Source organism: Nitratifractor sp., from assembly GCF_015487065.1.
Taxonomy (GTDB): domain Bacteria; phylum Campylobacterota; class Campylobacteria; order Campylobacterales; family Sulfurovaceae; genus Nitratifractor.
In genome coordinates, this window is the sequence record NZ_WFQN01000030.1 from 17,906 (window position 1) to 39,436 (window position 21,531).

A 21,531-nucleotide genomic window follows, 5' to 3' on the forward strand; every position below is an offset into this window, starting at 1 on the left:
CAGGGAAAGAATATATTTTATAATATCTCTTTAAGCTCTCAAGGATTATTTTGAAGTATATTAATAAATATATTTACAATAAATGCCCATAATATGGGAATTTATCTTCCATTTGCTAGACTTGTAAGTAATAGATTGTTTTTATGTTAAAATACGCTTAATATCTTTTAATAAAAAGAGGCGCAAGCGATGAGTTACGGATTACGAATCAGCGGTTTTTTCCTTTTGACATTCTGTTTTTCGTACGGGGTCACCCCTGCGATGCTTCATTCTACCCCGGAGACTCTTTCGGTTCATATGACCAAAAAGATGACCATGATTATTGAAGAGCCTGTCAGCAAATCTTCGCCTCTCTCCTTATTGAAGGACCGAGGGGAGGATTTTGATTCGGAAACGCTGCCGCCGCAAAATCCTTTTGCCATACATTGTGATGAGAATCAAAGCGTACAGGAGCATGTCAAAACTGTCGAAAAGCCTCAGGCCAAAGAGCTCTATCTCACCTTTGATGACGGTCCGCTCAAGGGGACGGGAAATGTCTTGAAAATCCTGAAAGAGGAGGGGGTTCCCGCGACAATGTTTTGCGTCGGTCGGCATGCCCGGTTGCATCCCGCACTCTTCCGTCAGGAGCTTGCGATGCCCAATCTTCTGATCGCCAACCATACCTTTTCTCATGCCAACGGACACTACAGCCGCTATTACAGTGATACCTTCGGCCTCCTGAGCGATGTGGAACATGCCCAAATCATTCTCGGCGGTCGGAAATATCTTCGTCTGGCCGGACGCAATGTCTGGCGTTTGCCGGAAGTCGCACGGAACGACCGGGCGATTATGGCCCTCCGTGGACCTCGGGAAGTGCCGAAATACGATGCCCTTGCCCGGGAAGGCTACTTCATCTACGGATGGGATGTGGAGTGGCACTTCAATCACCGTAACGATCATCCTGTCGAGAGCCCGGAATCCCTCGCGGCCTGCATCGACAGACTCTACCGTCACGGCCGTCTCGCCCGACAGGGCAAAGTTGTGCTGCTCGCCCATGACTTTATGTTCCGTAGCCGTCAAACGGCAGATGAACTCCGCCGTTTTATCCGTTTGATGAAAGCAAGAGGTTGGCATTTCAAAACGATCAACCGTTACAGCCGGCTGCGCCCCGAGCCGCTCTATGTCGCCAAATATTACGGGAAGGATAGGAAAACTTTCGCCGCCGCCTCCAATGAGCAGCCGCTTCGCCCAAAGAGCCGTGTCTTACCCCATGCCGTCTCCGCCGATACCCCTTCAAAGGTGACAGCGGTTTCCGCCTCGGTCGCCGACCGGAAGGAAAAATTAAATTTCGGCACCCATCCTTCGCAGCGGAGAACGCCCACACAGGATCCCCGCTCCCGGCAAAGCCTCCTGACGAATGCTATCCGACACTACGATGCTGCCAAAGTGGACCGTTTGCTTCGCCGGGGTGTCTCAATCAACCAGCCGGATCCCTTCGGCCATACCGCACTCAACACCGCCGTACGAGCCAACAGTCTGCTCCTGGTCAAGAAACTTCTGGCCAACGGTGCTAGTCTCAATCAAAAAGATGCTTCGGGAAGCAATGCGCTTCAGACCGCCCGGCGTTTCAAACGCCGGGCTATCGAAAACTATCTGCTCCATTTCGCCCAAAAACAGACGACTCCGCTTCCATTGAGCCGAAGGAGCCAAGCTCTTAACACTCCTCCCATTGCCGTCATCCAACCTAAACGGATAAATCCGCTCAAAATGTTGAATCAAGCGGGCGGATCAACTCCCTGGAATTGAATAAACACATGTTACTTATTAGAATTAAATTACTTGCTGTTTCTAAGAATTTGAGCTAGATCAATTCAAATAATCAAAATTTGGCTTATACTAAAAATATGAAAAGAAAAACGATACTGGTGATTGATGACGAAGTCGTCAATCTCGACATACTCTCGGAATTATTGGATCGTTTCGACGTCATCGACGTTACCTCCGGCGAAGAAGCCCTGGAGATCCTGGCCAAAGAGAAGATCGATTTGATCCTGTTGGATATCCTCATGCCGGGAATGGATGGGTACGAAATCTGCCGTATGATCAAAGCCGACAAAAGTTTACGACATATTCCCATCATTTTCATCACGTCGAAAAACGACGATGAATCCATTGAACATGCTTACGAAATCGGGGCCAGCGACTACATCACCAAACCGTTTCGTCATCGGGAACTCCTGGCAAGGGTGGGCAACGCCCTGCGAATCCAGGAACTGCAGGAGGAACTGCGTCTGCTCGCCTCGATCGACCCTATGACCCGGCTCTATAATCGCCGCTACTTTACCACAATGGCCGACAAGATCCTCAAACTGGCCCGCCGGGAACACCATCCGCTCTCCCTGGCCATTTTGGATATCGACCGCTTCAAACAGATCAACGACACCTACGGCCACCAGACGGGAGATCGGGTCATTACCGCACTTTCGGAGAAGCTGACGGAACGCTACCGGGAGAGTGATCTACTCTGCCGTTTCGGCGGAGAGGAGTTTGTGATTCTGATGCCCAATACCGAGCAGGATGTGGCGGTGCTTTTGGCGGAACGTACCCGCAAAGAGATAGAAAAACTCCAAATCCCCTATGGAGACGGGGCTGTCTCCATGACGGTCAGTATCGGAGTCTCCCAGGTGGACCTGGAGGGAGAAGAGACGCTTGATCCGGTACTCAAACGGGCTGATGACGCACTCTACGCAGCCAAAAACCAAGGTCGAAATCGGGTTTGTACCCCTCTCGATACCTGAATCGAATCGTGTGAAAGATTCCAAGTGACGGGATATATTGACTGATGAAACATCTTGTAACCTGCTATCGCGACCCTGAAGCGTGGAACAGCCTCTGCTCCCGGGAAGGGATCGTCGACTCTCCCTCCCTGTTGATTCAGGCCTTTTGCGGTGATCCCGATCCCCTGAAACTCGATGTCCTGCGAAAAGATTTGGCCCGGTATTTCCCTCAGGCAGTGATTCTCGGGACCAGTACCGACGGCGGAATCTGCGGAAGCGAAGTGATCCTGGATCAAAACGTATTGAGCTTTACGCTTTTTGAAAAGACCTCTCTCCGGAGTCACCTTATCGAAGAGATAGAAGAGTTTGAAACGGCGGGCAGAGCCGTAGCCCAAAGCCTGATCGACAATGAGACCCGGGTGATTATCGCTTTTATCGACGGGTTGGAAGGCGACGGAGACGCCTTTGTTCAGGGAATCGCTTCCGTAGATGAAGCCGTGCATGTCGCCGGCGGTTTGTCGGGCGATTCCGCCCGCTTCGAGGGGACCTATGTTTTCGATAGGAATCGTGTGGTACGCGGAGGCGCCGTCGCCGTGGCGCTCAGCTCTCCGTCATTGACGGTGACGAACCGCTACAGTTTCAACTGGAACCCTATCGGTCGACGCCTACGGATCACCTCGGCGGAAGGCAATGTGGTTCATACTATCGACGATCGGCCTGCCCGGGAGATCTACGCCTATTATCTGGGGGAGGAGGTCGCCCGGAGACTTCCGGAGACGGGAATCGAATTTCCTCTGATTATGGAACGGGAGGGACAGACGATCGCCCGAGCGGTGATCAATACGCTTCAGGACGGTTCCCTGGTTTTCGCCGGGAAGTTTCGTGAGGGGGATGAAGTGCAGTTCGGCTACGGCAATGCCGAGCTGATCCTGGATGCGGCTCCTGAACTGGCCCTGGATCTGGCCCGCCAGCCCGTTGAGGCGATCTATATCTACTCCTGTATGGCAAGACGCCGTTTCATGCCCGATACAATCGGCAAAGAGATCGAACCCTTTGCCATGTTGGCTCCCACGGCCGGTTTTTTTACCTACGGTGAGTTCTACGGTCAGCATCTGCTCAATGAAACCATGACGATTCTTGCGCTGGGGGAGGGCGGTGATGCTCTTCCGCCGACGAGATCTCTGCCGAAGGAGTTGTCCAGACGGGATCAGCCGTTGCGTTGGACGTTTAGAGCCTTTTCCCATCTGATCGATGTCTCCACTCGGGAGCTCAATCGACAAAAAGAGGAGTTCCGGACTATTTTTGAACAGAGCAAGGGGGCCATAGCCATTATTGATCCGGCGGAGGGGCGTTTCCTTCAAGTCAATCCGGCCTATTGCGAGATGACGGGTTATAGCCGCGAAGAGCTTCTCGGACTACACTGTTCCGACTTGACCCGGGCGGAATATCTCGAAGCTTCCCGGCAGGCCATCTCGAAGGTTTTGGAGCGCGGACATCTGAAAAACTACACCAAAGAGTGCCGACGCAAAGACGGAGAATTCATTACCGTCACGCTCTCCATGTCGCTGCTGGAAGATCCCCGGAGAATTCTCATCAACGTGCAGGATGTTACCCAATGGCTTCGCAATCAGCAGGCCCTCGAAGCGGCCAAACGCAAAGCCGAAGAGGCAACACGGCTCAAGAGTGCCTTCTTGGCCAATATGAGCCATGAGATCCGGACGCCGATGAACGGTATCATGGGGATGGCTCATCTATTGACCCAATCCGAGCTCAACCCTTCTCAGAAGGAGTATGTCCAGATCATTGAAAACAGCGCCAAGAATCTCCTGGAGATCATCAACGATATTTTGGACTTTTCCAAGGTCGAAGCGGGAAAATTGAAACTGGAAGAGGTGGAGTTTGATCTCTTTGAAACGGTCGAAGAGGTTTTGGCGGTTAGTGAGCCGAGGATCCGGGAAAAGGGCCTGGAGTTGACAGTCCATTACGATTTGGAATTGGGCAAACGCTTTTTGGGTGATCGACTGCGCATCGCCCAGGTTCTCACCAATCTGCTAAGCAATGCCGTGAAGTTTACCGAACGCGGAGAGATCGCCCTGGATATCGAACGCCGAGGAGCCAACAGGGTCCGTTTTGAAGTGCACGATACCGGAATCGGTATGTCTCCGGAGGTGCTTGCCCGGCTTTTTCGGCCCTTTACCCAGGCCGATGTCAGTACGACACGTCGCTACGGAGGGACGGGACTGGGACTCTCCATCTCCAAACAGTTGGTGGAGATGATGGGCGGAAAGATCGAAGTGGAGAGTACGCCGGGGGAGGGGAGCACTTTCCGTTTCGAATTGCCGTTGCAGGAACTCGACCCCCAGGATCGGCACTACAATCTCTTTAGCGGACGACATGTTATGTTGGTAGAGGGAAATGAAGCCTGGCGTGAGATCCTGGGAGAGATCTTGCGCTCCTTTGATCTGACGGTTGCCTATGCTTACAGCGCTCAAGATGCCTTGGAGAAAGTAGGGCAATGTCGGGAAGACCTTTTCTATGATCTGATCCTCATGGATCAAAATCTTCCCGATATCGACGGATTCCTCCTCCTCGAAAAATTTCGCGGTCTTTGCCCCGATGATTCGCTCCTTCCGCCGATCATCATGCTCAGCAGTGACCGCCAGGTCCTACTCTCGCCGAAAGTACATGAATCGGGCGCTGAGTATTGCCTCCACAAGCCGGTCAACCCCTCCATCCTCAACAATGTGCTCAGCGATCTCTTTTTGGGAACCGATATGATGGGCGAGCAGGCACATCTCGGAGCCCGAGAGAGACGTCTCGGAAAATTCCGACATCTCAAAGGCCGAATTCTGTTGGTGGAAGATAATCAAACCAATCAGATCATTATCAAAAATCTGCTCAATGCCTATCCGGAGCTACGACTTGAAATCGCACTCCATGGCCGGGAGGCGGTCACAATGGTCCATCGCCATCCGGGACGCTACGATTTGATTCTGATGGATATTCAGATGCCGGTGATGGATGGTTACGAAGCGACGCGTCGGATCCGCCTGGAAGACCCCAGTGTCCCCATCGTCGCGCTGACGGCCAACGCCCTTCGTGAAAATATAGAAATGACCCGTCGAAGCGGTATGAATGATCATCTCAACAAACCGATCGATGTGGAAAAATTCTACGCGGTGATCCATCGCTATCTTGGAACGATGGAAAACGGAGAGACGCTTTCTCCGGGGGGAAGGGGGCTTCCGGAAGATGAGAGTATTCCTCTGCCTCACTTTCAAAGTATTGACACGGCAAAAGGGCTGCCGCATTTCGGCGGCAACCGACGCCTCTATCGCAAAATACTCGAACAGTTTCTCAAAAACTATCGAACCGTTGATTGGGAAAACCTTTCAACCGAGGAGATAGAACGCACGGCACATACCCTCAAAGGGCTTAGCGCCAATATCGGAGCAATGACGTTGAACCGCTACGCTGAAGATTTGGAAAAAGTCCCCGCAGATCACCAGATCAGGAGACGAGTCGATCAAGAGTTGAAAGCGGTATTGGAAGAGCTTGAACAGGGCTTGCAGTCCGTTGAAAAAAGTGAAAAAGAGACAACGGATAGCGAAAAGTGTGACAGCATCGCCCAAGATGACTCACCACGGCGCAAACCCAAAATACTTCCCGGACGCAAAAAAGAACTTTTCACACTGCTGAGCCGATACGCGGCCAGGCGACGTTCGCGTCAATGCCGACAGATTCTTCAGGAGTTTCAAGAGTATCGGCTCAATTCGAGAGATTCGGAATTGATTGATCGACTGGTAAGATTGGTTGAACAACGGGATTATGATGAAATCGTCAAATTGGTTGAGAGTGCGTTCAAGTCCTCAGCTCAGAGTAATGAGCAGCGTGAGGGATAGTCGCTGACTCCTTCATTAAGGATCTTGAAGATAACGACTTGATCAACTGATCGGTAGGAGTCGGTGCACGAAGAGAGTGGATATTATGTCTGGTTAACATAATATATATTCTATCTAATAAACAACATAGCAGAATTGACGCTTCGACGGTATTCAATAACAAAGGTTTGAGCTAGCGACTTGGTGCGGTGATGATTTTGGAAACCCGAGGCTAAGTTCATACACAGACATTCATGAGTTTGAGGGAATCTCCTCACAGCGGATTTATCCAGGCTTCCAGGAACATGGGTTCTCTTTTATTTGAAAAGTGTCCTTGTCGATAGTAGATTTCAAAGGCCTATCTCCGCCAGCATTTCTCAATTCCCACTTTTGCATTTGTTGCCTCCCAAAATAGATCATACGATACCAATGCAGATGAAGTGAACAAGTGTTCATATTGGATCAACCCTAATATACTGTGATGTGAACATTTGTTCATTTCAGGAAAAAGGACTTATATTCCGTTATGAACAAATGTTCATAACGAATTCCTTCCTCACCCTTGACTTATGAACATTTGTTCATTATAATATATAAAAACATCTCAAAAGGGCCATTTTATGGACAATAAAAGCAAGAGCACCAAAGAGAAGATTCTAGAGGAATCTCTCGCTCTCTTCTCCGAGAAGGGGTACAAGGCCACGACGGTGCGGGATATCGCCGGGAAGGTCGGTATACGACAAGGGGCTATCTACAACCATTTCAAAAACAAGGAAGAGATCCTGCAGACACTGGTCAACAACCTCACCGAATCGGCCCTGGTACATCTTTTTGAGGAGGAATCGCAGAGCAAAACGGGCAAACAGCTTCTTGCGCGTATCGCCACCACTTTCAAGCTCATCAGTTTCGATCCCCGCAATGAAGCCCTCTTCCGCCTGATGATGCAGGAGCTCTTTCGTAACGAGAAGATCCGCGATCTTTACCATGAACACTTCTATCAGCAGAATGTCAAGCGACTCTCTTCTCTGCTCTTTCAGATGATGCAGGAGGAGCAGATCCGCTCCTCGGATCCGCTTTTGCTTGCCAACGAGTTCTTCGCTCCGCTTTTTTATTATCAGATGCAGGTTGTTCTGCTCAAAATGGACGGCAAATCTACCTCTTCTGCGGTTACGATGTTTGAAAAGCATGTGGATCTCTTTTGGGATTCGATCCGAATCCAGGAGAACGAGACGATAAAAAAGACCCTTTTCTGACATCTTGTCGAGAATTTGATTCAGGAGCCACTGTATATAATGGCTTTTTCCAGAAGTTTTTTAGAGCCTTCAATTGATATTATTATTGATTGAATCTTATATTAAAACATATTAATAGGAATAAATATGAATAAAGATCATTTTGAAGTACGATCCGCCGGATACGACGAAACCGACTATCGACTGCGTTACGTCGATGAGATGGCCGAAGTGATACGGAAGCATCTGCCGCTGAGTCCGGCAATGCATCTGCTGGACTTCGGTGCAGGGACCGGGCTGCTGACAGAGCGGATCGCTCCGGAGGTCTCGGAGATCACCGCCGTGGATATCTCCCCTTCGATGATCTCCCAGCTGCAGGAAAAATCTCATCTACTCCCCTGCCGCCTCTCACTCCTTCAGCAGGATCTCTGCCGGGATGAACTCCCCGAGATCCGGGTGGACGGAATTGTCTCCACGATGACCCTGCATCATATCGAAGATGTCCCCGTACTCTTTCGCCACCTGCTGACACTGCTCAAACCGGGAGGCTTCGCCGCCTTTTGTGATATCGACACCGAAGACGGCAGTTTCCATACACTTGATACGGGAGTGAAACATTTGGGATTCGATCGGGAGGAGATAGTGCAGTGGTTGAAAGAGGCAGGGTTTGAGAATGTCGAAATACGGGATGCGACGGTCATCCGCAAGCCCCAGGGAGACTACTCCGCTTTTCTTCTGAGCGGGTATCGTCCGCAGAGCTGAGCTCAGATCAGGCCGAGTTCTTCCAGGAGGGCCTCGATTTTGGGAGAGATTTCGGCCAGTTTTTCATAGAGGGTGCCGAAAGCTTTATCCTCGGCGTACCACTCTTCGATATGTTTCCAGGCGTTGCTCTTCTCCTCTTCACTCAGATCCGCTTTGTTGATGGCATCTTTGATCTTCTCCAGATGCTCGACACGTTTGTTGCTCATGCTCTTCCTTTTTTTGATTGAATTATATCACACGCGCTTTGGCGAGGAGGCCGGGCCCTGATCCGACCGGATCAAACCGGCCTCTTCCAGAAAGGGGGAGGGTTTGAAATCGATCTTTTTGACCCGGTCGTAACGGGCCATGGAGAGGTAGAGCCGCTCTTTGGCCCGGGTCACCGCCACATAGAAGAGACGGCGCTCCTCTTCCAGGCTCCCGGTGCGCTCCATCAGCTTGCGATTGGGAAAGCGCCCGTCCATCAGATCGATCACATAGACCTCGGCAAACTCCAACCCTTTGGAAGCGTGAACTGTCAGCAGGTTGACCCCCTCCCCCTCACTCATCTCTCCGCCTCCTAAAATCATAGCATTGACAAAGCGATGCAGATCCGAGTAGTGGGTCGCAAGATCCGTCAGCAGACGCGCTTTACGCAGGATCCTCTCTCTGGCCTGCTCCTCTTTTTCGGGATCCAGCTCTCCGCTCTTCAGACGGGCCCGCTGGGCCGAAAGCATCGCCACGACACTCTGATAGAGCGGCGAAGCGGCCGCCTTGCGCAGAATCGTCGCCGGTCGCTGGCTCCGGTCGATGCTCCGGTAGAAGCGGTAGAATTCGATAAAGAACCGTACCCCGTCCTGCCCCAGTCTCGGATGCTTCAGCAGCGGGTGAGCCCGAATCTCCTCCTCCATCTCCATATGGGCGAAGCGGGTGACAGAACCGATCTCTAGGTCGTCGTCGAAAAGCCCCAGCTGGGTATTTTTGTTGGGGTTGAGTTTGGGCAGAGTCGTGACGGCAGGTTTGAGCAATCCCCGCCGCAGATCCCCCTCTCCGAAATGGATCAGGCACTGGAAGATCTCTTTGGCCATGGCGGTCCCGACCCCTTTGCCATATTCAAAAATATGGATAAAGGCCATCATATCCCGGGGATTGACCAGCAGTGAACAGAGATCCAGCAGAAACTTCACCTCTTTGGCTTCAAAGAAACTGGTTCCCCCCTTGCGGCGGCAGGGGACCCCCCGCTCCCGCAGGCTCGCTTCGATCCCGTCGGCGCTGGCATTGTTACGAAAGATCACCGCCATGTCGCTGTGGGGCGTCGCACTCTCGGCGATCATCGAGGCAATGGATTGGTACTGTTCGAAGAGCTCCTCGTAGATCAGGAGTTTCGGCGGATGGGACTCCCCCGCTCTGCCGACGATCAGCTCTTTGGGGTAGATACGTTCGTTGCGTTCGATGACCCGGTTGGCCAGGGCCAAAATGGCCGCCCCGGAGCGGTAATTGGTCCGCAGCGTGTAGACCCGCGCCTCGGCATAACGCTCGGTAAAGGTGGCGATGTTGGCGATGTTGGCTCCGTTGAAGGCGTAGATGCTTTGATCGTAATCCCCGACACAAAAGAGCGAGGCGGGTTCCAGCGCGTCAATCAACGCCCCCTGGAGGGTATTGGTATCCTGATACTCATCCACCAGTACCTCGTCGAAGCCGATCTGTTCTCCTTCTTCCAGTCGGGACTTCACCTTGAGCAGCAGGTCGTTGAAAGAGAGGAAACCGTACTCCTCCTTGGTCGCTTCGTACTCCTGACAGATATCCAGATAGATATCCATCCATGCCTCGTGCTCCGGGTACCGCTCAAGAAACCACTGATCGAAACTCTCCAGGGCGGCGTTTTGATAGAGCTGGTAGAGTTCGTAGAGATAGGCGGGAGAGAAGGGCTGCGTCTCGTATCCCAGCCGTTTCAGATCCCGTTTCTCGTAGATACTGCGAAAAAGTGTTTTGAGTTCGCCGGGCTGTTTGAGGGTCGATTGGGGCAGTCGCGCTTTGAGCCAGCGATAGCAGACAGCGTGGAAGGTCCCCGCTTCGATCCGATCGACGGTCTGGGCGGGGAAATAGTGTTTGAGCCGCTGGACCATCTCTCCCGCGGCTTTGTTGGTAAAGGTCAGAAGAAGGATCTTTTCAGGCGGAATGCCCTGCTGCAGAAGATGGGCGATCCGCCCGACGATCGTGGAGGTTTTGCCGGTGCCGGCGCTGGCGATGATAAGATTGCGGCCGGCCGGAGCCGTCGCCGCCCGGCGCTGCTCGTCATTGAGCCTGCTGAGCGGCATGGAGTCTTTTACTTGTGGCCGAGGATATAGTAGGTGTTTTTGCCGTCGACCTTTTCCAGGGCGACTTTGTACTTCTCCGCCCACTGCTTGACATAGTCATTGAAGGCTTCGATCTCTTCGGGATTGGTACTGTCGGTCTTGACTTTCAGATAGTCTTTGGAGTTGGAGAGAGCGACGATGCCGGCGAAGCGCTTCACTTCGTCGTTGAGCGTCAGAATATGCTTGGCAAACTTTTCGAAACCGGGCGTGTTGTCGATGATGCGCTGCAGTTGGGCCAGTGTCGCCTCTTTGACGGGATATCCGAGTTGGATCAGGAGATTTTCGGGAGTCAGTTCGATGTTCATTCATTTACCTCATTGTTGGTCTTGGATGGCGGATTTTAACAAAGATTGTATTAGAGAGGACTTCTTGTCTCTCCGAAAGATCTGCTCGTGGTGGAGAGGTGATTGGACTTTTCACAAAAGAAGAGATCATCCTCGTCATTCCGGCGAAAGCCGGAATCCGGGGCTTGGAAAGTATATCAAACCGTGGATCCTGAAGCGTGTTCAGGATGACAAAAAGAAGTTTTTCAATGCACTCACTTAGAAAAGGCTCTCTTTGGGACGGACCTTTTCCAGGAGCAGACGATAGTGCTCCAGGTTCTGGAAGGCCTTTTCGTAGCGCCAGCGCAGGACAAACTCGATCACCTGGTTTTTGCGGGCGGGTTCCAGAGTCTCCGCTTTGCCGAAGTAGCCCAGGGAGATGTTTTTGGCCTTTTTCTTGCCGTTTTTATCCGGTTCGTAGGTGATGGCGATCACCTGGACATATTTTCCCTCACGTATTTCACCGAAATCCTCCTCTTTGAGACCGATTCCGCTGATATTCATCGCTTTGTAGATGAAAAGTTCCTCGATCTTCTGCACTTTTTTATTGATCTCCAACTGCAAAAAGAGCTCGGCAAGACGGTTCAGGTTTTGGGCCCGTACCGGCTCGGTACGGCTGTCGATCCCCAGATGGTGCAACAGGATCTGTCCCAGTCGGCGTGCCTCCCCGCTCTTTTCCTCATGGACTGCGGCCTCTTCACGCTTTTCATCCGTGGCAGAAGGTTGCGGCAAATCCGCGGCAGCCCCCTGCTCTTTCACCGGTTTTGACACGGGTTTTTGGGCGACGGTCACCGCAACGTCAGAACTTTCGTCATTTTCGATCAATGAAGGTTGTTTGGGACGTACCGGTTTTTTTTTCTTTTCATTCAATTTTACATCGAGCTTACTGCCCAATGCCTTGAGTCTCTCTAATGCATCACTCATCTTTTATCCATTCTCATCTCAAAGAGGTTCTTGTTTGAATATTAAGTAATATAGTAGCAGGCCAAAGATTAAACATATCTAAAAATATCAAAACTTTTATTTTAAAATATCAAATCTATATTAAATAATAGAATATCGAAGCACTCGCTCGATTTAACCCTTCTTGGATACAATGGCGAAATCGATGTATAAATATATGGTAGGAGTTTTATGGACTATCTTGAAATCGAAGGGGGAAGGCGCCTCAGCGGCACCGTAACAATCAGCGGAGCCAAAAACGCCGCCCTACCCGTCATCGCAGCGACTATTCTGAGTGATCAGCCTGTTACCGTCCACAATCTTCCCAATGTCGTGGATATCCGGACGCTACTGAAACTTCTCCAGATCCTGGGAGCCCAAGTGGAACATGAAGCGGACCGCGCAGTGATCGATGCCGGGCCGATCAATTCGACCCGGGCGGTCTACGAGATCGTCGCCCAGATGCGGGCATCGATCCTGGTTCTGGGACCCCTCCTCGCCCGTTTCGGCGAATGTGAAGTGAGCCTCCCCGGCGGTTGTGCCATCGGGCAACGTCCCATCGACATGCATCTCAAAGCGCTTGAGACCATGGGGGCCACCATCGAGATCAAAGGGGGATATGTCCATGCGATCGCTCCGGAGCATGGTTTGCAGGGCAGCAAGATCGTTTTCGACAAAGTCAGCGTCGGCGCCACTGAAAACACTCTGATGGCAGCGGCCCTGGCCCATGGAACCACCGAGATCATCAATGCCGCGAGAGAACCGGAGATCGTTCAACTTTGTGAAATGCTTCAAATCGGCGGCATCAAGATTGAAGGCGTCGGGACGGGGCGGCTGCGGGTGGAGGGAACGGGAGGAGCCCCTTTGAACTTCTCCGAAGAGATTTCCATTATCCCCGACCGCATCGAAGCCGGCACCTATCTCTGTGCCGGCGCGATCACCTACTCCCAGATTACCCTGGAAGCGGTCAATGCGGAACATCTGCAGAGTACCATCGACAAACTGGAGGATATGGGATGCGGATTTGACTATCCCGGCCCAAACAGTGTGACCATCTATCCGGCCCGGGGGGAACTGCGTGAAGTCAATATTGTTACGGCGGAGTATCCGGGATTCCCTACCGACATGCAGGCGCAGCTGATGGCGGTGGCAACGCTGGCTTCGGGAGAGAGCCTGATCGAAGAGCGGCTTTTTGAAAACCGTTTCATGCATGTCAGCGAACTCAACCGGCTGGGAGCCGACATCTGGCTCAAAGGCAACACCGCCGCAGTACGCCCTGTGGAGAAACTTTTCGGAGCTGATGTCATGGCGACCGACTTACGGGCCAGCTCTGCTCTTGTCCTGGCGGGATTGGCTGCCGAAGGTACGACCCGGGTGCGCCGGATCTACCATCTCGACCGAGGCTATGAGGATCTTCAGGGAAAACTTGCTTCCCTCGGTGCCGCCATTACCCGTCGCAGCGAATGATTACCCACTGATATTTCAGGGGGCCTGCCTCCTCGCTTCCGCCAAACGTCTGGCCAGGAGTTCGATCCGTTGTAGATAGAGCAGCATCAGATCGTCCCGATCGGCCAGACGGTTCCGGATCCTGAGCCACTCTTTTTCTTCTCGACGCGGCGCTTCCACATCGACAGTTGGGTAGAACTGCAGATAACGATAGACTGAACTGAGAAGATTGTCTTCGATACTCAGGATTTCATCACTACAGACGGTTCATTCTCCCGGACTCATTCGGCTTCGATCTCCGGAACACCAGGGCGGCTGGGGACAATAGTCCGAGGGCATCGCTACTGCCAGGAGTGTTCCGATGACCATCGAGAACATCACCCTCTTAGTCATCTCCGCCTCCTTTCTGAGTTTTTACTGGGCGTTGCTATTCTGTGCCGGTTGTTGAGATGCCGGAGAATTATCTACCGGAGACGGAGCAGACGGTTGAACGGCTTGAGGAGTTTGTTGCCCTTGTACCGGTTGGGGTGCCGGCGCAGGGGCCATCGGAGCGGGAGCTTCCTGCGTAATGGCGGGTTGGACCGGAGCCTGTGCCGGTGCAGGCTGCAGAATCACCGGTTGTCGTGCCGCCGGAGAAGCGGGTCGAGGTTGATACGGCTGTTGTGCCGAAGCCGCGCCGAGACGTTTCAGGGAAGCGATCGTCTCCTGGATATTGTTGTCGTTGGAGCGTTTGGCGGTGTCGATGAGACGATACTCATCTTCATACCCCAGGGTATAGCCGGCCGGCAAGCCGTTGGCCCGTCGATACTCGGCGATCGCCCGGCGTGTCATCGGGCCGGTCGAACCATCCACTTTGCCGTTATAAAAGCCCAAGACTTTCAACGCAGCCTGAATGCGGCGTGTTTTGGAGCGTCGATCGTTCCCTGAAGCTGTAAGCTGGCGGTCCAACTCCAACAGGTTCCCCAGATAGATCAGAGCGTCACGCTCCTGCGGACTCATATAGGCGGTATCACCAATCTCATAAGCACGGTTAAACTCCTTGATGGCGTTGCGAGTGACGAAGGAGTTGATCTGACCGTCGATCGGGCCCCGATAATATCCCAGATTTTTGAGGGCCTGCTGGATCCTCATCTCGTCGGTCATGACGGGAGCTGCCGGTCGACGATGGACGACACGGTGCCGATAATGGCGATGCCGTCCGCTGTGATAGATCTCGTTGGTGATCACCGAACCGACGACCCCGCCGACGATACCACCTGCTACGGCGTCACCGAATCCTGCCTCCAGTGACTCTACGCCTCCTGCCGTCATCAATACCGCAGTTGCCAATGCTGTTAATCTTTTCATCTCTTATCCTCTCCTTAATCATTGTAATTATCCATAACTATTGTAAAGTATCCAAGCTTAAGGAGAAGACCGAACGTCACAAAGGGAGAAGATTAAAATTTGGGCTTTGTTATCAGATATTTGGGCCCTTTATAAAAAAACAGATCTCGGCTGGCACCATCCTCGCTTACGATATGCAAACGCATACGCTTTTCTGCGGAGAGGGGAAATTGGAGGCGATAGAGTGCAAACCATGTAGGGATAGTATGGGCAAGTACAGGAGAAAGATCTTTCCGGTGAATCCTTGTGACCCGGATCGGAGCTTTTTTCTCGAGCGTGAAGCGCCCTAGTCTGATTCCTTCTGACGGATAGGCAGCGATGACAAAAGTCTCTTTTGAATTTGAAAGACTCTCTTGGGGTAAATAGGTGGCAAGAACGATGGTTTTGTCGGTCTCACTTTTTCCAAAAACCGCCTTTTCACTCTGTTGGAGCGTTTTGAGTTCCGGATTTCGGCAGTGAATCTTCTCAAAAAGTGCCTTGTCCTCTTTGGATGCACATCCTGTTATTGCCAACAGCAATATCCCTGCTCCCCACACTGCCGCGATCGTTTTTTTACCCGCCATACAACTCATTCCTTCACCATCCGCTTATCGTCTGCATTTTTTAAAACATTGTAACATATCGATCTCCCTGTTCCACCTCCCAGTGTTCAGCAGAGATAGTATACAATCAGCTCTGAATCCGAAGAGACTCCTCTGAAAAGACGATCGGAGATGATCCGGGAATTGTTTTTCAAAGGAATCAATAGAGACAAAGGCGAAAAATGGAGCAGAAAGCGATCGCATTCACCGGCCCCTCGGGCAGCGGCAAAACGACCCTGATCGAGAAGATCGCCCAGCGATTGGCAAAGAGTCGCAGAGTGGCCATCGTCAAACACGATCCCAAAGACAAAGCCCATTTCGACCGTCCCGGCAAAGACAGCGATCGCTTTTTCCGAAGCGGCGCCGAGGTGGCGGTCCTCTCCCCTACCCGAACCACCCTCTTCTCCCACCGGCCCCGAACTGTCGAAGAGGTTGCAAAGCTCTTCGGTGAATTCGATCTGATGCTGGTCGAGGGGCTCAAACATCTTCCTCTGCCCAGGATCGGTGTTTTCCGTGGCCGGATCGACCCGGATTATCTGCCGGTTTTGCAGGCTGTCGCGATTGACGATAGTATCGACCAAGAGACGCTCGTCCTCCCCGAGGGGGTTGATATTCTCGATCTCAATGACACCGAAGCCGTCATCCGCTGGATTGACCGACATGCCATAAAACTAGAAAGGAACTGAAGATGCAATCGATTTTTCAAAAAATCAAAGAGATCGCCCTGGATATCGACCGGGCTATCAAAGACCAGGAGATGGGGTATAGTGACAACTGCAACGCTTCGGGGGACGACCAGCTCAAACTCGATGTCTATGCCGACGAACTGGTAGAACACGGTCTAAAAGAGCTTCCGATCGTCAAAACGCTTATCAGCGAAGAAAAGGAAGAACCGATGTCGGTCCATCCCAAGGGGAAATATACGGTCTGCTACGATCCGCTGGACGGATCGAGTATTGTCGATGTGAATTTTTCTGTCGGGACCATCTTCGGCATCTATGAGGGCGAGCCCTGCGGTGCGACTCTCCGGGCTGCCGCTTATATCGTCTACGGTCCCCGGCTGGAGATGGTGACGGTCACGGCGGACGATGCCGTCGTACAGCATTACCGTTGCGGCAGCAGTCAGCTTTTCAATCTCCAGTGCGCCGAGGTCCGTCTGGAAGAAAAGGGCAAACTCAATGCCCCCGGCGGTACCCAGAAAAACTGGTCCCCGACGCACAAAGCCTTCATTGATTCTCTCTTTGCCGAGGGGTATCGCCTGCGCTACAGCGGCGGGATGGTTCCGGATCTGCATCAGATCCTCCTCAAAGGAGGCGGACTCTTCAGCTATCCCGGCACCAGCGACAAACCCGAGGGCAAACTGCGCCTGCTTTTTGAAGTCCTTCCTTTTGCCATGATTTATGAAGCTGCCGGCGGGGAGGCTGTGAATGACCGGGGAGAGCGTCTCCTGGAGCTCGTCGCGGAACATCCCCATGCCACCAGCCCCTGCTTTTTCGGCTCCCGTTATGAAATCTCCCGGATGAAAGAAGCGTATGGCATCGCCTGATCAACAGGTCAAACCTTTTCCCTCCGATAAATGGGAAGAGGCCCTTGCCCAAAAGCTGGAAACCCTGAAAGCCTGTCAGCAGGAGAAGGGACTGAAGAGTTGCCTCAACTGTGAGGCGATTGTTCAGTGCGAAATTCGTACAGAGTATGTCAACGCCGTCTATGAGAGTATGAACAAAGGAACCGGCGGCGGTTTCGAATTCTGATCCAAAGGAGAGCCCATGTCCCCGACACTCAGCCCCGAGGCAAAAGAAAAGATCCTTTCGAGTATCCGTACCATCCCGGATTTTCCCAAACCGGGTATCCAGTTTAAAGATATCACCACCCTGCTCAACAACCCGGAGGCTTTTCAGACCCTGATGGACCATCTCCAGGAACGCTATACAGGATACGATCTGGACTATATCGCCGGGATCGACGCCCGGGGATTCATTTTTGGAAGCGTGCTGGCCGACCGGCTTGGGATCGGCTTCGTTCCCATCCGGAAAAAAGGGAAACTCCCCTATACAACGGTTTCGGAAAAGTATTCGCTGGAGTACGGCTTCGATGAAGTGGAGATCCACATCGACGCCTTTGGAGAGGGCGGGCTCTGCCGGGAACGTCCGGCCCGGGTACTCCTCATCGACGATTTGATTGCGACCGGCGGGACCGCTGCCGCCGCCGCACGTCTGATCGACAAAGTGGGTGCCCAATGTGTCGAGTGCTGTTTTGTGATGGAACTGATCTTTCTCAAAGGACGGGAAGGAATTGATGCGCCGGTCTACTCGGTGATTCAACTCTGACCGGAAAGGTCAGTCGGTACTTTCCACGACCCGGATCTCGTCGATATCGTCATTCATTTCGATACTGTCGAGGACCCGGAAGCTCTCCGTATCCCCCTCCTCTATTCCTCCGAATACCGTGTGGACGCCATCCAGATGGGGCGTGTCGACGAAGGTGATGAAGAACTGGCTACCGCCGGTATCTTTGCCCGCATGAGCCATAGAGAGAGCCCCGCGCTTGTGGGGAATGCCGTTGTCGATCTCACAACGGATCGCCCATCCCGGTCCGCCGGTACCGGCAAGACGCGGATTGTCCTTGGAATGGGGGCATCCTCCCTGGGCCATGAACCCGGGAATGACCCGGTGGAACTTCAACCCGTCATAGAAGCCGCTGTTGGCCAGATGGGCAAAATTGGCCACAGTATTGGGGGCCTCCTTGGGATAGAGTTTGATCTTAATGGTCCCCTTGGGGGTCTTGACCAGGGCGTATTGGAGCTTTTGCAGCTCTTCGGGGCTGAGCTTGTACTCTTTGAGTTTTTTTCCGAACATCACTTTTCTCCTTGTTGAATAGTCTTCTGAGGTGGATGGGTCATGTCGCTGGCTTTTTCAAGACCCAGGACAATGAAGATCGTCGCCAGGACAAAGAGCAGCAGTATCAGTAACGGCGCAAATTTCTGGAACATGGTCTCTCCTGCCTTCAAGATGAGGTGGATTGTAGCCAATTTTCAGCTTTGGTTCAACTTTTTTCGATTATAATTCGGCGTTCTTACGGAGACGTGGGTGAGCTGGCTGAAACCACACCCCTGCTAAGGGTGCGTACCTTAACGGGTACCGAGGGTTCGAATCCCTCCGTCTCCGCCACTCCGATCTTTATTTTCTCTACTTTTTTCGTAATATTTGGCCACTCAATTACAACAATTCACTATTTTTTCAGCGTTCTTTCAACAATAGATACAAAATCTCCGGTGCCCGTTTCGGTTCGCTGTAGAGGAACCCCTGCATCTCTTTACAGCCCAAAAGGCGGAGCGTCTGTCGCTGATCATCGGTTTCGATGCCGATGGCCACGGTTTTGAGATCCATGGCATCGGCCAAAGCGATGGAAGCTTTGACGACAGACTGATCTCTGCCGTCAAGGGAGATTTCGTCGATGAAAGACTTGTCGATTTTAAGCTTGTCGACTTTGTATCTCTTGAATGTCGCCAAGGAGGTATAGCCGGTTCCGAAATCATCGATTGAAATTTTACAGCCGATATTTTGAAGTTTTTTAATCGTATGTTCACTTGCTTTCTGCGACTGGACAAAAGCCGTTTCCCCGATTTCAAATTCGATAATTGTAGGATCGAGTCCGTATTTTCTCAGTACGCGCTCTACAAAATCGGCGAAATTTCCATCCATCAATTGCCGTGGAGAGAGATTGATCGAGATCTCTATATTGTTGACTTGATACTCCTGCTTCCATTGCGCCATTGTCTGGCAACATCGTTCAAAGACCCATTGGCCGATTTTGAGTATCAGGTCGCTTCCCTCGGCGATGGGGATAAACTCCTGGGGGTGCAACGGTCCCGCGATCTTTTCGTCGATGCGTATCAGAGCCTCCAATCCTGTCAGCATATTGGTATTGAGATCGACTTTGGGTTGATAGACCAGATAGAACCCGTCGTTTTCTAAAGCATAACGAAGGATATTCTCTATCATCGAATGGCGTTTGAGTTTTTGATCCAGCGTATTGGAATAGAAACGGTAACGGTTCTTCCCCTGTTCTTTGGCCTGATACATCGCCATATCAGCGTAGCGAAGCAACTCCTCCCGATTCGTTGAATCATTGGGAAAGGTCGCCACACCGATACTGACGCCGATATGGTATTGAAATCCGCCGACATCAAATGGTTGATTGACCACATTGATGATTTTATGCGCCAAATGCATCAAATCATCGGGAGATTTGATCTCTTCGACAATCAGCAAAAACTCGTCGCCGCCAAGCCGACCGAAAATATCGCTTTTGCGAATGGCGGATCGAATCCTTTTGGCACACTCTGTCAGCACTGTATCCCCGGCACTATGTCCCAGGGTATCGTTGACCTGTTTGAAGTCATCCAAATCGATAAAAAAGAGTGCGCCGGAACGGTGATTTCGCACACAGCGTTGAATCGCCTGTTCGAGATGGTTCATAAGCAGACGACGGTTGGGCAGTCCTGTCAGCACATCATGTGTTGCGGAAAAATGCAATTCTTCCTGAAATTCCTGCAACTCCGAGATATCGGTCAGTATGGCGATTTCGTAGGTCCCATCGCCATCGGATTCAACCTTTTGCAGACGGTCGTAATTGAGCCAGACGCTGATTCGGCTGCCGTCGGGGCGTATCAGGGTCGCTTCGCCGTGATAGGATCCGTGCTTACGAATCGATTCTCTGATCATCGCAAACTGTTCCGCTTTGAAAAATCGTTCAAAATCTTCGATCCGTTTTCCCGGATTTTCATCAAGTTTCAACCCGAACATTCGAAAGAAGGCTTCATTGAAAAAGACCTTGTTGCTTCGGGGAGAAAATATCATCATCCCCTCTGTGGACTCTTCAAAGATTTTTTTAATGAGATTGAAATACTCCCGGGAATTGACATCGGCCGTGATATCCCGCAGGATCACTATGGCGCTTTTACGGTGTGCGTTTTTTCCGCCTGTGGGGATAATCCGACCTTCGAAATTTTTCTCCTTTCCCCGCTGCTTGACAGAGAATCTCACAACCTGGAGTTTCCCCTGACGCTGCGCCTCGGTAAAGGCATTGTCAAGATGGTGGGTCACGGAAACAGGAAAAACCTCTTTCAGCTCCCGTCCGATCACGTCTTCTTTATGGAGATCAAAAGGATTCTCCTCGCCTTCTGAGTAGAGGTACGTGATGCAACCTTGATCATCCAGCTGAAAAACGATATCGGAGAGGGCATCTATCAATTCGGAAAAATGGTCAGGTAAACGTCTCTTTTTCAAAAGATCTTTCTGATTATTCACTTGCATATTCACTCCCCCCTCCTTTTTATTATATGATAATTATATTAGTCAATATTGATTTGCTTGAAATTTTCTGAAAAAAACGAGCAACATAGAACCTGAGTAAACAGAATGGGAACAACATCGTATTGAAACACTTCGACATTCTCTTGACAACGGATCATTGCTTTTTGATCAATACCGAAGCGGTCATCCCCACACGCAGTTTCACCTCCGGCGGCAGCTTCTCCAACGCAATGCGTACAGGAATCCGCTGGGCCAGGCGGATCCACTGAAAGACCGGTTTGACCTTGGGCAGCAGATTGGGGCCGGGGTTGCCGTCGGGCGGGGTGATGCCCCAAGCGATGGACTCCACCCTCCCCTTCAGCGGCGTGTCGGGATAGGCCATCAGGGTCACTCTCGCCTCGTCGCCCACCTTGATATCGGAGACAGCATCTTCCCGGAAAAAGCCGAAGACCCAGAAGGTGTGCCGGTCCACCAGGGCCAGGATCGGTTTGTTGGCCACCGCCTGGGAGCCGACCTGGAAGTTGATGTTGCTCACCCAGCCGTCCACTTCGGCGTAGACCTTGGTGCGGGCCAG

General features: G+C 51.9%; 22 protein-coding genes and 1 tRNA gene. 11 read left to right on the top strand and 12 right to left on the bottom strand.

What is annotated here, in order from left to right; translation table 11 throughout:
• The first annotated feature begins 261 nt into the window (after positions 1–261).
• The 5 genes from F8I07_RS01530 to F8I07_RS01550 all read left to right on the top strand — a co-directional run bounded on the left by F8I07_RS01530 (position 262) and on the right by F8I07_RS01550 (position 8,631).
• Positions 262–1,785, top strand: a complete 1,524-nt coding sequence (locus tag F8I07_RS01530; RefSeq protein WP_292654839.1) for a polysaccharide deacetylase family protein — start codon at positions 262–264, stop codon at positions 1,783–1,785.
• Between the two features lie 119 nt (positions 1,786–1,904).
• On the top strand, positions 1,905–2,777 hold the full coding sequence (locus F8I07_RS01535; RefSeq protein WP_292654842.1) for a diguanylate cyclase: 873 nt from the start codon (positions 1,905–1,907) through the stop codon (positions 2,775–2,777).
• 44 nt (positions 2,778–2,821) lie between these two features.
• A complete protein-coding gene (locus F8I07_RS01540) occupies positions 2,822–6,658 on the top strand; it encodes an FIST N-terminal domain-containing protein (RefSeq protein WP_292654844.1) in 3,837 nt (1,278 codons plus the stop codon).
• Positions 6,659–7,257: 599 nt separating this feature from the next.
• Complete coding sequence (locus tag F8I07_RS01545) at positions 7,258–7,890, top strand: TetR/AcrR family transcriptional regulator (protein ID WP_292654845.1); 633 nt, start codon at positions 7,258–7,260, stop codon at positions 7,888–7,890.
• Positions 7,891–8,016: 126 nt separating this feature from the next.
• Entirely contained in the window at positions 8,017–8,631 is a 615-nt protein-coding gene (locus F8I07_RS01550) for a class I SAM-dependent methyltransferase (RefSeq protein WP_292654848.1), read from the top strand.
• Between the two features lie 2 nt (positions 8,632–8,633).
• Here the strand turns inward: F8I07_RS01550 and F8I07_RS01555 are convergent, their stop codons facing one another.
• The 4 genes from F8I07_RS01555 to F8I07_RS01570 form a co-directional block, all read right to left on the bottom strand.
• Entirely contained in the window at positions 8,634–8,837 is a 204-nt protein-coding gene (locus tag F8I07_RS01555) for a hypothetical protein (protein WP_292654851.1), read from the bottom strand.
• 27 nt (positions 8,838–8,864) lie between these two features.
• Entirely contained in the window at positions 8,865–10,925 is a 2,061-nt protein-coding gene (locus F8I07_RS01560) for an ATP-dependent helicase (protein ID WP_292654852.1), read from the bottom strand.
• 8 nt (positions 10,926–10,933) lie between these two features.
• The gene (locus tag F8I07_RS01565) at positions 10,934–11,269 is read right to left on the bottom strand and encodes a hypothetical protein (RefSeq protein WP_292654853.1); all 336 of its coding nucleotides are present in this window, start codon (positions 11,267–11,269) and stop codon (positions 10,934–10,936) included.
• A 237-nt stretch (positions 11,270–11,506) separates the two neighbouring features.
• The gene (locus tag F8I07_RS01570) at positions 11,507–12,211 is read right to left on the bottom strand and encodes a hypothetical protein (RefSeq protein WP_292654856.1); all 705 of its coding nucleotides are present in this window, start codon (positions 12,209–12,211) and stop codon (positions 11,507–11,509) included.
• A 210-nt stretch (positions 12,212–12,421) separates the two neighbouring features.
• Here F8I07_RS01570 and murA point away from each other — a divergent pair, with 210 nt between their 5' ends.
• A complete protein-coding gene (murA, locus tag F8I07_RS01575; protein WP_292654859.1) occupies positions 12,422–13,696 on the top strand; it encodes a UDP-N-acetylglucosamine 1-carboxyvinyltransferase in 1,275 nt (424 codons plus the stop codon).
• Between the two features lie 15 nt (positions 13,697–13,711).
• Here the strand turns inward: murA and F8I07_RS01580 are convergent, their stop codons facing one another.
• The 4 genes from F8I07_RS01580 to F8I07_RS01595 all read right to left on the bottom strand — a co-directional run bounded on the left by F8I07_RS01580 (position 13,712) and on the right by F8I07_RS01595 (position 15,624).
• The gene (locus F8I07_RS01580; protein WP_292654862.1) at positions 13,712–13,855 is read right to left on the bottom strand and encodes a hypothetical protein; all 144 of its coding nucleotides are present in this window, start codon (positions 13,853–13,855) and stop codon (positions 13,712–13,714) included.
• An 87-nt stretch (positions 13,856–13,942) separates the two neighbouring features.
• Positions 13,943–14,068, bottom strand: a complete 126-nt coding sequence (locus tag F8I07_RS01585; protein WP_292654865.1) for a hypothetical protein — start codon at positions 14,066–14,068, stop codon at positions 13,943–13,945.
• 21 nt (positions 14,069–14,089) lie between these two features.
• The gene (locus F8I07_RS01590) at positions 14,090–15,022 is read right to left on the bottom strand and encodes a peptidoglycan-binding protein (protein WP_292654867.1); all 933 of its coding nucleotides are present in this window, start codon (positions 15,020–15,022) and stop codon (positions 14,090–14,092) included.
• Positions 15,023–15,114: 92 nt separating this feature from the next.
• Positions 15,115–15,624 (bottom strand): hypothetical protein, encoded by a 510-nt coding sequence (locus F8I07_RS01595; protein ID WP_292654869.1) that lies wholly within the window; start codon positions 15,622–15,624, stop codon positions 15,115–15,117.
• 200 nt (positions 15,625–15,824) lie between these two features.
• Here F8I07_RS01595 and mobB point away from each other — a divergent pair, with 200 nt between their 5' ends.
• The 4 genes from mobB to F8I07_RS01615 are packed head-to-tail and all read left to right on the top strand — an operon-like array spanning position 15,825 to position 17,969.
• The gene (mobB, locus tag F8I07_RS01600; protein ID WP_292654872.1) at positions 15,825–16,328 is read left to right on the top strand and encodes a molybdopterin-guanine dinucleotide biosynthesis protein B; all 504 of its coding nucleotides are present in this window, start codon (positions 15,825–15,827) and stop codon (positions 16,326–16,328) included.
• A 2-nt stretch (positions 16,329–16,330) separates the two neighbouring features.
• On the top strand, positions 16,331–17,188 hold the full coding sequence (locus F8I07_RS01605; protein ID WP_292654875.1) for a class 1 fructose-bisphosphatase: 858 nt from the start codon (positions 16,331–16,333) through the stop codon (positions 17,186–17,188).
• A complete protein-coding gene (locus F8I07_RS01610) occupies positions 17,175–17,393 on the top strand; it encodes a hypothetical protein (RefSeq protein WP_292654878.1) in 219 nt (72 codons plus the stop codon). The genes F8I07_RS01605 and F8I07_RS01610 overlap by 14 nt, the downstream gene beginning before the upstream one ends.
• 15 nt (positions 17,394–17,408) lie before the next feature.
• On the top strand, positions 17,409–17,969 hold the full coding sequence (locus tag F8I07_RS01615) for an adenine phosphoribosyltransferase (protein WP_292654880.1): 561 nt from the start codon (positions 17,409–17,411) through the stop codon (positions 17,967–17,969).
• A 9-nt stretch (positions 17,970–17,978) separates the two neighbouring features.
• On the opposite strand, the gene F8I07_RS01620 is transcribed toward F8I07_RS01615, so the two are convergent.
• Together F8I07_RS01620 and F8I07_RS01625 are read right to left on the bottom strand one after the other, a co-directional pair.
• A complete protein-coding gene (locus F8I07_RS01620; RefSeq protein ID WP_292654882.1) occupies positions 17,979–18,497 on the bottom strand; it encodes a peptidylprolyl isomerase in 519 nt (172 codons plus the stop codon).
• A complete protein-coding gene (locus tag F8I07_RS01625) occupies positions 18,497–18,631 on the bottom strand; it encodes a hypothetical protein (RefSeq protein ID WP_292654885.1) in 135 nt (44 codons plus the stop codon). Before F8I07_RS01625 ends, F8I07_RS01620 begins: the two co-directional genes overlap by 1 nt.
• Before the next feature lie 87 nt (positions 18,632–18,718).
• Here F8I07_RS01625 and F8I07_RS01630 point away from each other — a divergent pair.
• A tRNA-Ser gene (locus F8I07_RS01630) sits at positions 18,719–18,809 on the top strand.
• A gap of 69 nt (positions 18,810–18,878) precedes the next feature.
• Here the strand turns inward: F8I07_RS01630 and F8I07_RS01635 are convergent.
• Both F8I07_RS01635 and F8I07_RS01640 read right to left on the bottom strand, forming a co-directional pair.
• Positions 18,879–20,957 carry a bifunctional diguanylate cyclase/phosphodiesterase gene (locus F8I07_RS01635; RefSeq protein WP_292654890.1) on the bottom strand — a complete coding sequence of 693 codons (2,079 nt, stop codon included), beginning with the start codon at positions 20,955–20,957 and terminating at the stop codon, positions 18,879–18,881.
• A gap of 154 nt (positions 20,958–21,111) precedes the next feature.
• Positions 21,112–21,531, bottom strand: a 420-nt coding sequence (locus tag F8I07_RS01640; RefSeq protein ID WP_292654887.1) for an efflux RND transporter periplasmic adaptor subunit, incomplete at its 5' end; no start/stop codon positions are given.

Coding starts and splice junctions, on each gene's coding strand:
- F8I07_RS01530 (WP_292654839.1), top strand. CDS start 262: ATGCTTCATTCTACCCCGGAGACTCTTTCGGTTCATATGACCAAAAAG.
- F8I07_RS01540 (WP_292654844.1), top strand. CDS start 2,822: ATGAAACATCTTGTAACCTGCTATCGCGACCCTGAAGCGTGGAACAGC.
- F8I07_RS01545 (WP_292654845.1), top strand. CDS start 7,258: ATGGACAATAAAAGCAAGAGCACCAAAGAGAAGATTCTAGAGGAATCT.
- F8I07_RS01550 (WP_292654848.1), top strand. CDS start 8,017: ATGAATAAAGATCATTTTGAAGTACGATCCGCCGGATACGACGAAACC.
- F8I07_RS01555 (WP_292654851.1), bottom strand. CDS start 8,837: ATGAGCAACAAACGTGTCGAGCATCTGGAGAAGATCAAAGATGCCATC.
- F8I07_RS01560 (WP_292654852.1), bottom strand. CDS start 10,925: ATGCCGCTCAGCAGGCTCAATGACGAGCAGCGCCGGGCGGCGACGGCT.
- F8I07_RS01565 (WP_292654853.1), bottom strand. CDS start 11,269: ATGAACATCGAACTGACTCCCGAAAATCTCCTGATCCAACTCGGATAT.
- F8I07_RS01570 (WP_292654856.1), bottom strand. CDS start 12,211: ATGAGTGATGCATTAGAGAGACTCAAGGCATTGGGCAGTAAGCTCGAT.
- murA (WP_292654859.1), top strand. CDS start 12,422: ATGGACTATCTTGAAATCGAAGGGGGAAGGCGCCTCAGCGGCACCGTA.
- F8I07_RS01585 (WP_292654865.1), bottom strand. CDS start 14,068: ATGACTAAGAGGGTGATGTTCTCGATGGTCATCGGAACACTCCTGGCA.
- F8I07_RS01590 (WP_292654867.1), bottom strand. CDS start 15,022: ATGAAAAGATTAACAGCATTGGCAACTGCGGTATTGATGACGGCAGGA.
- F8I07_RS01595 (WP_292654869.1), bottom strand. CDS start 15,624: ATGGCGGGTAAAAAAACGATCGCGGCAGTGTGGGGAGCAGGGATATTG.
- mobB (WP_292654872.1), top strand. CDS start 15,825: ATGGAGCAGAAAGCGATCGCATTCACCGGCCCCTCGGGCAGCGGCAAA.
- F8I07_RS01605 (WP_292654875.1), top strand. CDS start 16,331: ATGCAATCGATTTTTCAAAAAATCAAAGAGATCGCCCTGGATATCGAC.
- F8I07_RS01610 (WP_292654878.1), top strand. CDS start 17,175: ATGGCATCGCCTGATCAACAGGTCAAACCTTTTCCCTCCGATAAATGG.
- F8I07_RS01615 (WP_292654880.1), top strand. CDS start 17,409: ATGTCCCCGACACTCAGCCCCGAGGCAAAAGAAAAGATCCTTTCGAGT.
- F8I07_RS01620 (WP_292654882.1), bottom strand. CDS start 18,497: ATGTTCGGAAAAAAACTCAAAGAGTACAAGCTCAGCCCCGAAGAGCTG.
- F8I07_RS01625 (WP_292654885.1), bottom strand. CDS start 18,631: ATGTTCCAGAAATTTGCGCCGTTACTGATACTGCTGCTCTTTGTCCTG.
- F8I07_RS01635 (WP_292654890.1), bottom strand. CDS start 20,957: ATGCAAGTGAATAATCAGAAAGATCTTTTGAAAAAGAGACGTTTACCT.